Source organism: Novosphingobium pokkalii, assembly GCF_014652855.1.
Classification (GTDB): Bacteria; Pseudomonadota; Alphaproteobacteria; order Sphingomonadales; family Sphingomonadaceae; genus Novosphingobium; species Novosphingobium pokkalii.
Genome location: NZ_BMZP01000025.1, coordinates 26,104 through 37,656 on the forward strand (window position 1 = coordinate 26,104; position 11,553 = coordinate 37,656).

The 11,553-nt window shown below is 68.0% G+C and carries 12 protein-coding genes; 5 read left to right on the top strand and 7 right to left on the bottom strand.

The features are described 5' to 3' along the window. The first annotated feature begins 208 nt into the window (after window positions 1–208). The 3 genes from trpA to IE191_RS19020 are packed head-to-tail and all read left to right on the top strand — an operon-like array spanning window position 209 to window position 3,215. Window positions 209–1,009: a tryptophan synthase subunit alpha gene (trpA, locus tag IE191_RS19010; protein ID WP_191325957.1), complete on the top strand. Its 801-nt coding sequence runs from the start codon at window positions 209–211 to the stop codon at window positions 1,007–1,009. Further along, window positions 1,006–1,857, top strand: a complete 852-nt coding sequence (gene accD, locus IE191_RS19015) for an acetyl-CoA carboxylase, carboxyltransferase subunit beta (protein ID WP_191325958.1) — start codon at window positions 1,006–1,008, stop codon at window positions 1,855–1,857. Before trpA ends, accD begins: the two co-directional genes overlap by 4 nt. 35 nt (window positions 1,858–1,892) lie before the next feature. Then, window positions 1,893–3,215, top strand: a complete 1,323-nt coding sequence (locus IE191_RS19020) for a bifunctional folylpolyglutamate synthase/dihydrofolate synthase (protein WP_191325959.1) — start codon at window positions 1,893–1,895, stop codon at window positions 3,213–3,215. Between the two features lie 13 nt (window positions 3,216–3,228). Here IE191_RS19020 and IE191_RS19025 read toward each other — a convergent pair whose 3' ends face one another. The 4 genes from IE191_RS19025 to IE191_RS19040 all read right to left on the bottom strand — a co-directional run bounded on the left by IE191_RS19025 (window position 3,229) and on the right by IE191_RS19040 (window position 6,250). Next, complete coding sequence (locus IE191_RS19025) at window positions 3,229–3,921, bottom strand: glutamine amidotransferase (RefSeq protein WP_191325960.1); 693 nt, start codon at window positions 3,919–3,921, stop codon at window positions 3,229–3,231. 72 nt (window positions 3,922–3,993) lie between these two features. Beyond that, window positions 3,994–4,164 carry a hypothetical protein gene (locus IE191_RS19030; RefSeq protein WP_191325961.1) on the bottom strand — a complete coding sequence of 57 codons (171 nt, stop codon included), beginning with the start codon at window positions 4,162–4,164 and terminating at the stop codon, window positions 3,994–3,996. A gap of 286 nt (window positions 4,165–4,450) precedes the next feature. Beyond that, entirely contained in the window at window positions 4,451–4,609 is a 159-nt protein-coding gene (locus IE191_RS19035) for a hypothetical protein (protein ID WP_191325962.1), read from the bottom strand. A gap of 48 nt (window positions 4,610–4,657) precedes the next feature. Then, window positions 4,658–6,250: an isocitrate lyase gene (locus IE191_RS19040; RefSeq protein WP_191325963.1), complete on the bottom strand. Its 1,593-nt coding sequence runs from the start codon at window positions 6,248–6,250 to the stop codon at window positions 4,658–4,660. A gap of 146 nt (window positions 6,251–6,396) precedes the next feature. Between IE191_RS19040 and IE191_RS19045 the strand changes: the two genes are divergently transcribed. Further along, entirely contained in the window at window positions 6,397–7,803 is a 1,407-nt protein-coding gene (locus IE191_RS19045; RefSeq protein WP_191325964.1) for a helix-turn-helix domain-containing protein, read from the top strand. Window positions 7,804–7,833: 30 nt separating this feature from the next. Here IE191_RS19045 and argC read toward each other — a convergent pair whose 3' ends face one another. The 3 genes from argC to IE191_RS19060 all read right to left on the bottom strand — a co-directional run bounded on the left by argC (window position 7,834) and on the right by IE191_RS19060 (window position 10,618). After that, a complete protein-coding gene (gene argC / locus IE191_RS19050) occupies window positions 7,834–8,763 on the bottom strand; it encodes an N-acetyl-gamma-glutamyl-phosphate reductase (protein ID WP_191325965.1) in 930 nt (309 codons plus the stop codon). After that, window positions 8,760–9,128 (bottom strand): SH3 domain-containing protein, encoded by a 369-nt coding sequence (locus tag IE191_RS19055; protein ID WP_229815661.1) that lies wholly within the window; start codon window positions 9,126–9,128, stop codon window positions 8,760–8,762. Before IE191_RS19055 ends, argC begins: the two co-directional genes overlap by 4 nt. Window positions 9,129–9,208: 80 nt before the next feature. After that, window positions 9,209–10,618 (bottom strand): leucyl aminopeptidase family protein, encoded by a 1,410-nt coding sequence (locus IE191_RS19060; protein ID WP_191325966.1) that lies wholly within the window; start codon window positions 10,616–10,618, stop codon window positions 9,209–9,211. A gap of 56 nt (window positions 10,619–10,674) precedes the next feature. On the opposite strand from IE191_RS19060, the gene IE191_RS19065 reads away from it, so the two are divergent. Further along, complete coding sequence (locus IE191_RS19065; RefSeq protein WP_229815663.1) at window positions 10,675–11,499, top strand: PdaC/SigV domain-containing protein; 825 nt, start codon at window positions 10,675–10,677, stop codon at window positions 11,497–11,499. The last annotated feature ends 54 nt before the right edge of the window (window positions 11,500–11,553 follow it).

Genomic DNA, 11,553 nt, shown 5'->3' on the forward strand with positions numbered 1-11,553 from the left:
CCCTCTCCCCTTTCGCACTCCGTCACCCCGGACTTGATCCGGGGTGAGGACAAGGACGATAGGCGGCTCTTTGCATCATGGTGCAAATCCCGTAGTGCGCTGCGCGAAAGCGACGAAGACGATGGAAGGTGTTTTTGAAATGACGTCCCTGCCGCTCACGATGCCGCTCACGGTGGCGCGCACGACACCGCGCGGAGCGACCGCCTAAATGTCTCGCCTCTCCGCCGCCTTTGCCAAGGGCCACGCCGCGCTCGTCTGCTTCGTCACCGGGGGTGATCCCACGCCCGAAGCCACGCCCGCGATTCTCGACGCGCTGGTCGAAGGCGGCGCCGATGTGATCGAGCTGGGCATGCCCTTTACCGATCCGATGGCCGATGGCCCGGCGATCCAGAACGCCAATCTGCGCGCCCTAGCCGCCGGTACCAAGACCGCGCATATCCTCGCCATCGCCAAGGCTTTCCGCGCCCGCCACCCCGATGTGCCGCTGGTGCTGATGGGCTATGCCAACCCGATGATCACGCGCGGCGCGGAATGGTTCGCCGATGCCTGCGCCGATGCCGGCGTGGACGGGGTGATCTGCGTGGACATTCCCAGCGAGGAAGACCCCGAGCTTGGCCCGGCGCTGCGCGCGCGCGGCATTTCGCCGATCCGCCTGGCCACCCCCACCACCGATGCCGCGCGGCTGCCTGCCGTGCTCGATGGATCGGGCGGGTTTCTCTATTACGTTTCGGTTGCCGGCATCACCGGCAAGCAATCGGCCGCGCTCGCCTCGATCCAAGAGGCCGTGGCGCGAATCAAGCAAACCGCCACGATCCCCGTTGCCGTGGGCTTTGGTGTGCGCACGCCCGAACAGGCCGGTGGCATTGCCGCCGTGGCCGATGGCGTCGTCGTCGGCTCGGCCCTGGTGGATCTCGTGGCCCAACATGGCGCCGATGCCCCCGGCCCGGTGCGCGAACTGACCAGCGCCCTGAGCGCGGCGGTGCACGCGGCGCGAAAGGAAATCGCATGAGCTGGATCAACCGCGTTCGCAACGCGCTGCCCTTTGCCGCGCCCAAGCGCGACACGCCCGACAACCTGTGGATCAAATGCCCTTCGTGCGGCGAGATGCTGTTCACCAAGGAGTATGAAGACAACCAGTCGGTCTGCCCGCGCTGCGATCACCATGGCCGCATCGGCGCCGATGCGCGCCTGGCGCAACTGATGGACCCGGGCTTCGTCCTGCTGCCCGCGCCCAAGGTGAAGGAAGACCCGCTCAAGTTCCGCGACACCAAGAAGTATGTCGACCGGATCAAGGGTGCCCGCGCCGCCAACCCGCACCCCGATGCGCTGACCAATGCAGTCGGCCGGATCGAAGGCAAGAAGGCCGTGGTCGGCGTGCAGGAATTCGCGTTCATGGGTGGATCGATGGGCATGGCCGTGGGCAATGCCTTCATCGCCGGCACCGAGCGCGCGATCCGCGAGAAGTGCCCCTATATCGCCGTTACCGCCGCTGGCGGCGCGCGCATGCAGGAAGGCATTCTCTCGCTGATGCAGATGCCGCGCTCCACCGTGGCAATCAGCCGCCTCCACGCGGCCGGCCTGCCCTATATCGTGGTGCTGACCGATCCCACCACCGGGGGCGTGACTGCCAGCTATGCCATGCTGGGTGACATCCAGATCGCCGAACCGGGCGCCCTGATCGGCTTTGCCGGCCAGCGCGTGATCCAGGACACGATCCGCGAAAAGCTGCCCGAAGGCTTCCAGCGCGCGGAATACCTGCACGCGCATGGCATGATCGACATGGTGGTGCATCGCCACAGCCTGCGCGCCACGCTGGCCGAGACGATCGACTATCTGATGGCCGCCAAAGCCGCCTGATCAGGAAGTAAGCAGCAGCTCGGGAGAGCGGTTTCGTGAAGGACTTCGCGATTTCCGACAACGCGGCCGTGCAGGCCCAGCTTGACCGGCTGGGCGCGCTGTCGCTGCCGCAGGGGCGGCTGGGGCTGGACACCGTGCGCGAACTTTGCGCGCGGCTGGGCAATCCGCAGGATCGCCTGCCGCCGGTGTTCCACGTTGCCGGCACCAACGGCAAGGGTTCGACCTGCACCTACCTGCGCTTCATGCTCGAAGCGCAGGGCCTGCGTGTTCACACGGCGACCAAGCCGCACCTGGTGCGCTACAACGAGCGCATCCGCCTGGCCGGCCGGTTGATCGACGATGCCATGCTGGCCGACCTGCTCAAGGAAGCGCTCGACGCGGCCGAGCCGGACCTGGCGCCCAGCTTCTTTGAAGTGACCACGGCGGCGCTGTTCCTCGCGTTTGCGCGCGTCCCCGCCGATGCCTGCGTGATCGAAACGGGCCTGGGCGGGCGACTGGACGCCACCAACATCCTGCCCACGGCGGCCTGCACCGGCCTGGCGACGCTGGGGCTGGATCACGAAGCCTTCCTGCTTTCGCCCGATGCCGGCCTGCCCGCGTTCCTGCCCGACGATTCGCTGGCGCGCATCGCCTTTGAAAAGGCCAGCATTGCCAAGCCGGGCGTCCCGCTCGTCACGCTCACCTATCCGGCGCAGGCGGCGCAAGTCGTGGCCGAAACCGCCGCCTTGCAGGGTGCCACGGTGGTGGCGCGCAGCGCCGCCTGGGACGCCAGCGTCGATGGCGCCATCCACTATCGCGACGCGCATGGCACGCTCACCCTGCCCCTGCCCACGCTGGCCGGCGCGCACCAGGCGGAAAACGCCGCGCTGGCCGTCGCGATGCTGCGCCACCAGAGCGCCGTGGCCGTCAGCACGGAAGCCATGGCCCAGGGCATCCGCGCCACGCGCTGGCCCGCGCGCCTGCAACGGCTGGGCGCCGGGCCGCTGACCGCCCGCGTGCCGGGCCGCACGGTGTGGCTGGATGGCGGGCACAATCCCGATGCCGGGCTTGCCATAGCACGGCACCTCTCGGCGCAGCCGCCGGTCCACGTGATCATCGGCATGCTTGCGAACAAGGATCCGGCCGCGATTCTCGGCCCGCTGGGCGATCACGCGCTGTCGATCTCGGTGGTTCCCGCGCCGGGGCACGATGCCCATCGCCCGGAAGATTTCGCCGCCCACAGCGCCTTGCCGGTGCGCAGCTTTGCCGACGTGGGCGACGCCCTCGCCGCGCTGCCCGCAACGGGCGACGTGCTGATCGTCGGCTCGCTCTATCTCGCCGGGGACGTGCTGCGCCGGAACGGCGAAGTGCCGGACTAACCGTCCGTAAGGCCTAGGCTACCCCGGCCAGCCATTCGCGAATCATCGCCCGGCCGGCCTGTACGGCGCCAGCGCCATGGGCGTTGTGCGCATGCCGCAGCGAGGCTTCCGTATGGCCCGCTTCCGCAACGTCTTCGGGCGACTGTTCGATCCATGCATCAAAGCGGGGGTCTTCGCCCATTTCGGCATGGAATTGCAGCGCCAGCAGATTGCGCCCGCGCCGGAAGGCCTGGTGCGGATAGACATGGCTGGAGGCAAGCAGTTCGGCCTGGGGCGGCAGGGTGAAGGTATCGCCATGCCAGTGCAGCACCGGCACGCCGGCCACGTGGCGCAAGGGGCTGTCCGCCACATGGACCTGTACCGGATGGAAGCCCACTTCCTTGGCATGGCCGCGATAGACATCGGCGCCCAGCGCGGCCGCAATCATCTGCGCGCCAAAGCACACCCCCAGCGTCGGCCGGTCCGCGGCCAGGCGCAGCGCAAGGCGGCGCATCTGGCAGCGGATCCAGGGATGCTCGATCTGGTCATAGATGCCCATGGGGCCACCCATCATGATCAGCAGGTCGGGCTCACGCAGGTCGAGCGCCGGGAACGCCGGGTCGCACACATCGATGCGATCGACGGTATAGCCGGCCTCCTCGATCGGCTGGCGATAGCCGGCCACCCCTTCGTAGGGCACGTGGCGGATGATCAGCGCGGACTTCATGGGTCTTTATCGTGACCAATCGGTTGCAGGCCGGCAAGCGGCACCCTGCGGTTTTCTACAGGTGGGGCTGGGTCAGAGGCCCAGCCGGCGGAAGAATTCCTCCGCCGTGCTGGGCCTTTCACCGTCCGGACGCGCCGCACCCGGCGTGCCCCACGAAGGATGGGGCAAGGGCGCGGCAACGTGGAGGGACGCCGGACGGCGGGAAAGGCGGCGGCCAAAACGATCGGCAGGGAAACGGGGCATTGTCGCATTCTCCTTTTTACGGGGCCGAACACGAACCTGGCCACATGGCCTCGCTTTCGTGCGCTTTAGCCGTTGATGACGCGGAGCAAGCTGGCAGGATCAAAAGCCGCGACCGGACAGAGCCGATGCATTTTCTCTACTGTTTCAGTTGATAAAGGTCATTCGAGAAAAGCTGAACTCTACCCAAGATTTCCTTGGCCCAAGAAGAAGGCCCGCCGCGCGCCGCAGAGGCGCCCGACGGGCCAGCCTTTCCTCCCCAGGAAAAGCGAAGTCTGCGTGTTCCGGCTTAGCGCCCCATGGCGCTGCCGAGACGGTGATAGAGGTGCGAGAACTTCACCGATTCGGGCTTGTCCTCGATATCCTTGAGGTAGTGCAGCACGGCCTCGCGGATCAGCTTGAAGTCCTCGGTCGAGAGGACTGCACGGGCACGGGCAGGTTCAGCCATTGTCCTTCTCCTTGCGTTGGTTTCGCTTCTCTTGATTCTTGGCCTGGCTCAGGCCGCGAACTGGTTCATCGTGTTGTGGGCGCCGCCGGCCTTGAGCGCAGCATCGCGGGCGAAGTATTCCTTGTGATCGTCGCCGATGTCCGACCCGGCCATGGCCTGGTGCTTGACGCAGGCGATGCCCTGGCGGATTTCCTGGCGCTGCACGCCCTTGACGTAGCCCAGCATGCCCGCCTCGCCGAAGTATTCCTTGGCCAGGTTGTCGGTGCTGAGCGCGGCCGTATGATAGGTCGGCAGCGTGATCAGGTGGTGGAAGATGCCGGCTTCGCGCGCCGCATCACGCTGGAACGTGCGGATGCGCTCGTCGGCTTCTTCCGCCAGTGGCGTCGTGTCGTAATCCACGCTCATCAGCCGCGCGCGGTCATAGCCGCTCACGTCCTTGCCGTCCGCGGCCCAGGCATCATAGACCTGCTGGCGGAAATTGAGCGTCCAGTTGAAGCTGGGCGAGTTGTTGTAGACCAGCTTGGCATCGGGGATCGCTTCGCGAATGCGCGAAACCATCCCGCCGATCTGGCCGATATGCGGCTTTTCGGTTTCGATCCACAGCAGGTCCGCGCCGTTTTGCAGGCTGGTGATGCAGTCCAGCACGCAGCGATCCTCGCCGGTTCCGGGGCGGAACTGGTAAAGGTTCGACGGCAGCCGCTTGGGACGCATCAACTGCCCGTCGCGGGTGATCAGCACGTCGCCATGGCCGATCGTGGCTGGATCGACCGGCTCGCAATCGAGGAAGCTGTTGTACTGATCGCCGATGTCGCCAGCCTCGCGGGTGAAGGCGATCTGCTTGGTCAACCCAGCGCCGAGCGAGTCGGTGCGCGCGACGATCACGCCCTGGTCCACGCCGAGCTCGAGGAACGCATAGCGCACCGCGCGGATCTTGGCGATGAAGTCCTCATGCGGAACGGTGACCTTGCCATCCTGGTGGCCGCACTGCTTTTCATCGGAAACCTGGTTTTCGATCTGGATGCAGCAGGCGCCCGCCTCGATGAACTTCTTGGCCAAGAGATACGTCGCCTCGGCATTGCCGAAGCCCGCGTCGATATCGGCCACGATCGGCACGATGTGCGTTTCATGGGTGTCGATATCGTGCTGAATCTTGGCCGCGCGCACTTGGTCGCCCGCCGCACGCGCCGCGTCGAGATCGCGGAACAACTGGTTCAGCTCGCGCGCATCGGCCTGGCGCAGGAAGGTGTAGAGTTCCTCGATCAGCGCCGGAACGCTGGTCTTCTCGTGCATCGACTGATCGGGCAGCGGCCCGAATTCGCTGCGCAGCGCCGCGACCATCCAGCCCGAGAGGTAGAGGTAACGCCCCTTGGTAGTGCCGAAATGCTTTTTGATGGAAATCATCTTCTGCTGGCCGATGAAGCCGTGCCAGCACCCCAGCGACTGGGTGTAGTTGGCCGGGTCGGCATCATAGGCGGCCATGTCGCGCCGCATGATCGCGGCGGTGTAGCGCGCGATGTCCAGCCCGGTGCGGAAGCGGTTCTGGAGACGCATGCGCGCCACGCTTTCGGCGGCAATGCCATCCCAATGGCTGTTCGGCGTGATCGTGCGATCCGCCTCGATGATCGATTGCTGGTACGTCATGGCATGTGCCCCTTCCGGTATGCGTGATCTTTCGCTGCAACCGGAATTACCGCCGCATGATGCACTGCGGAATGCGTTGCGGGGTCATGTTGTCAAACTTTACAGCTTTTGCTTGTAAAGTTGTACAGGCCTGACAAGATACCGTCATGGCCCGACCATCCGCCCCATCCCGCCCGCTCTACCTTGGCCCGCGCATCAAGCGCCTGCGCCGCGAACTGGGCCTGACGCAGCAGGCCATGGCCGAAGATCTCGCGGTGTCGCCCAGCTACATCGCCCTGATCGAGCGCAACCAGCGACCGCTGACCGCCGACCTGCTGCTGCGCCTGGCCGCGACCTACCGGCTCGACATGGCCGACCTTGCCGCGCAGGATCGCGACGACCATGCCCGCCGCCTCGCCGAGGCGCTGCGCGATCCGCTGTTTGCCGAAATCGACCTGCCCGCGCTGGAAGTGGCGGACCTTGCCACCAGCTTTCCCGGCATGACCGAAGCCCTGCTGCGGCTGCATGGCGCCTATGCCCGCGCCAACCAGGCGCTGGCCGAAGGACGCGAAGCCCAGGCCGCCACCCCAGCCACCGATCCGGCCGGTGAGGCACGGCGCTTCCTCGCCGCCCGCCAGCACTGGTTCGCGGCGCTGGAAACCCGTGCCGAGGCGCTCAGCACCGAGATCGACAGCGCCGGGGGCAGCGCGGAATGGCTGCGGCGCAATGGCCTGCGCGTGCGCGCCATGCCGGCCAGCGTGATGATGGGCGCGCTCGCGCGGTATGACCGCCACAACGAACAACTGCTGCTCGACGAATGCCTCGGCCCGCAACGCCGCGCCTGGCAGATCGGGCTGCACATCGCCTATACCAGCCTGCGCCCTGACATCGCCGCGATCGTGCGCGGGGAAAGCTTTGCCAGCGCCACGGCGGCGCAACTGGTCCGTCGCGCCTTGGCCGAACTGGGCGCAGCCGCGCTGCTCATGCCTTATGATCGCTTCGCCCGCGCGGCGCAGGCCCTGGGGCACGATCCGCAAGCCCTGGCCGATCTGTTCGGGGTGGAATGGCAGCATGCCGCGCTGCGCCTCGCCACGCTCAACAAGCCCGGCCACGAAGGCGTGCCGTTCTTTCTGGTCGAACTGGACGGCGCGGGCAACGTGGTGCGGCGGATGGATGGCGCCGGCTTCCCCTTTGCCGCACAGGGCGGCGGATGCCCGCTGTGGAGCCTGCACCAGGCCTTTGCCCGCCCCGGCGAAGCGCTCACGCAATGGCTGGAACTGCCCCACGGGGAACGGTTCTTTTCGATGGCGCGCACGGTGGACCTGGCGAGCGGGGCAGGCCTGCCCCCGGTTCGCCGCGCTCTGGCGCTGGTCTGCCCGGCGGACCAGGCGCCGCGCCTGGCCGCTGCGCGCGGCCTCGATCCGCAAGGCGCGATTGCTACACCGATCGGCGTGACCTGCCGCCTGTGCCAGCGCCCGGAATGCGCGGTACGCGCGCAGCCGCCGCTGGGCCGCGACATCCTGCCCGACGATTACCGCCGCGCCGCCGTGCCGTTCGTGTTCAGCGAGGCCTGATGCCGCGCGCGGGGATACGCGCCGCTCGGCTTACAGCGAAAGGCCGGCGGTTTCGGGCAGCCCCGCCATCAGGTTGAGCGATTGCACCGCCGCACCGCTGGCGCCCTTGCCCAGATTGTCGAGCCGGGCGACGAGACGCACCTGCGTGCCGTCCTGGCTGCTGATGACGCTCAGGGCCAGGCCGTCCCAGGCCCTGGCGCTGCGCCGCATCAGGAATTCGCCGTCGGCGGGCGCGCCTTGCATGACGCTCACGATCGGGCTGCCGGCATAGAAATCGGCCAGCGCGCGATAGAGCGCCTCGGGCGTTCCTGCGCCGGGCATGGCTTCGAGCGAAAGCGGCACTTCCACCACCATGCCGCGCAGCGCGGGCACCACGGCGGGGCTGAACAGCGGCGCCACCGCAAGACCGGCATAGGCGGTCATTTCCGGCACGTGCTTGTGCCCGAACGCAAGGCCATAGCCACGCCAGGCAATGTCGGTATCGTCCTCGAACCGGGCGATCAGCGCCTTGCCACCGCCGGAATAGCCCGACACGGCATGCACCACATAGGGCCAGTTGGCCGGCAGCAGCCCGGCGCGCACCAGCGGCGCGAGCAGCGCGATGAAGCCAGTGGGATAGCAACCGGGATTGGCGACGAAGCGGGCATTGGCCACGGCATCGCGGCCGATCACTTCGGGCAGGCCATACGTCCAGCCGTCGGCCACACGATGCGCGGTGGAGGCGTCGATCACGCGCGTCGTATCATTCGCGATCATCGCCACGGCCGCGCGCGCGGCATCGTCGGGCAGGCACAGGATCACCACGTCAGCAGCGTTGATCGCCTCGGCGCGGGCGCCGTCGTCCTTGCGCCGCGCCTCGTCCAGCGTGATCAGGGCAAATTCGGGGCGGCCGGCGAGCCGCTCGGCGATTTCCAGGCCAGTCGTGCCGGCAGCACCGTCGATGAAGATCCGCGTGGTCATGCTTCCGGCTCCAGCACCGCGAGCGGCAGATAGCCGACCAGCCCGCCTTCGTCCGAGGCCTGGCCCCAGGCCCAGCCACCCGCCATGTCGAGCACGGCAAAGAATTCGCCGGCGGGCAGTTCGCCCAGCGCTTCGGCATCGGCGCGCGCGGCCTTGAGCAGCGGCGTGGCCGCCTTCAGGCGATGCGGCATCGGCACGGCATAGTGCGGCACGAACACGCGGCCTGCCAGGCGGATGTGCGCCAGATCACCGCGCACGGGCAGGCGCAGCGGATCGACCTTCGCCGAAGGGCCAGACAAGGCCAGCTCTTCCTCGGGCGCAATGGCCGGGGAAACAACAAGGGCAAGATCGGATTCGGCAGACAAGGCGGGTTCCCGGACATTCGCAAAGGCGCGCGCTTAGCCGTCCTTGGCCCGCGATTCAAGTTTCGCGCCGAAAACGCCGGTCAGTCCGCGCCATACCTTGCCTGCAACAGCCCCCAGGCCGCGCGCAGGCCCAGCGCCTCGCCCCCCTTGGGCCGGCCGGGCTTGGCCACCGGGCGCCAGGCAAAGGTATCGAAATGCAGCCAGTCAATCCCCTCGCCGACAAAGCGATCGAGGAACAGCGCGGCCACGCTGGCCCCGGCAAAGCCATTGCTCGGCGAATTCTGCAAATCGGCCACGTCGGACTTGAGCCATTCGCGATAGCCATCGTGCAGCGGCAGCGGCCAGCACGGATCGTCGCGCCCGGTGCCCGCAGCCAGCAGGGCGCGCGCGGTCTCTTCGCGGCGGGCGAACATCGCCGGGAGATCGGGGCCGAGTGCCACGCGCGCGGCGCCGGTCAGCGTGGCGAAATCGATCACCAGGTCGGGCTTGGCTTCGCTGGCGCGGGTCAGCGCGTCGCCCAGCACCAGGCGCCCTTCGGCGTCGGTATTGGTCACTTCCACGCTCAAGCCCTGGCGGGTGCGAAGAATGTCACCGGGGCGAAAGGCATTGCCGGCAATAGCGTTTTCCACCGCCGGGACCAGCAGGTGCAGGTGCACCGGCAGCCCCTGCCCCATGATCAGCCCGGCCAGCGCCAGGGCATGGGCCGCGCCGCCCATGTCCTTCTTCATCAGGGCCATGCCGGAAGCAGGCTTGATATCCAACCCTCCGGAATCAAAGCACACACCCTTGCCCACCACGGCGATGCGGGGGTGGCTGGGGTTGCCCCATTCCAGCTCGATCAGGCGCGGGGCATGGCTGCGCGCGGCGGCGCGGCCGACGGCGTGGACCATCGGATAGTCCCGCTCCAGCAAGTCGCCACTGACTACATGGATCGTGGCGTGGTGCGCCTTGGCCAGGGCGCGGGCTTCGGCTTCCAGTTGCGCCGGCCCCATGTCTTCGGCCGGGGTGTTGACCAGATCGCGCACCATGGCCACCGCCGCCGCTTCCGCCAGGGCCAGCGGCAGGGCCCGCACCGCGCTGGTCAGCAGCACGCGCGGGCCAGGCTCGGCACCCTGGCTGCGATAGCGATCGAAGCGGTATTGCGCGGTGATCCAGCCATGCAGCGCCCGCGCCGGATCGCCGGCCCCAAACAGGCGATAGGTTCCCGCCGCCAGCCGCTCTGCCGCGCGGGCGAGGCACCAGGTGCCCAGGTTCGCCCGGTCGGCCACGCCGGCCACAGCCAGCCAGCCCTCGCCGCGCCCGTCGATGCCGCCATCGGGCACCACGGCCACCTCTCCCGCAGCCCCTTCAAAGCCTTGCGCGGCAAGCAGCGCGCGGGCCTGGCCGCTGCGGGCGCGCAGCCAATCGGGCAGGCTGGCCTTGTCGACAATGTGCAGGGCAGTCGCGCTCTGGTCGCGATCGGGCTGGATTAGCGCGTTCTTGTCGGTCATCTTGGCACCGACCTTGGCGCAGGACGGCGCCAAGATCGAGAGGAAAATGCCCCGCGATGCCCCTTATGCCACCCCGCCCTGCCCGCGCCCTGCTGCTCACGCTCGCCCTTGCCGCCTGCAACCGCCAGCCCGCTCCGCCCGCGCCAACGCCGACCGCTTCCGCAAGCAGCACCAGCAGCCACGCCACGGCGCAGGCCACGCAATCGACGACCACCGGGCACGCCGTGAAGGAAAGCACCGACGCTTACGAATTCAGCTATGCCTGGCCCGCTGCCGCCGATGCCCTGCCCGCCTTGCGCGCGCAATTGGCCGCCGACGAAGCCAAGACCCGCGCCACGCTGATCCACGATGCAGCGCAGGGCCAGCAGGAAGCGGCGAAAGACAAGTATCCGTTCCACCCCTATGCGCATTGGCAGGAATGGCAGGTGGTGACCGACCTGCCCGACTGGCTCAGCCTGTCGAGCCTGGTCGGCACGGATAGCGGCGGCGCCCATCCCAACTATGCCTATGCCGCGATCCTGTGGGACAGGCGCGCCAACCAGCAGCGCCAGGCGCTGGACCTGTTCACCGCGCGCGCCGCCCTGGCCGGGGCGATCCACGCCGATTTCTGCAAGGCGCTGGACGCGCAGCGCGCCAGGAAGCGCGGCGGCCAGGCCAGCCTGGGCGGCGACAGCGGCTTTGACGCCTGCATCGATCCCCTGGCGCAAACCCTGATCCTCGGCTCGCGCAACCACAAGACCTTCGACCGCATCGGCTTCCTGATCGCACCTTACGAAGCCGGGCCTTATGCCGAGGGCAGCTATGAAGTGACGCTGCCGGTCACCCCGGCAGTGCTGGCGGCGGTAAAGCCGGAATGGCGGGGGGCTTTTGCTGCGCGGTAGGCGCCGCGGACGTGTTCGCGCGGCAGCGTTCACTTCATTCTCCGCGTCTCCGCG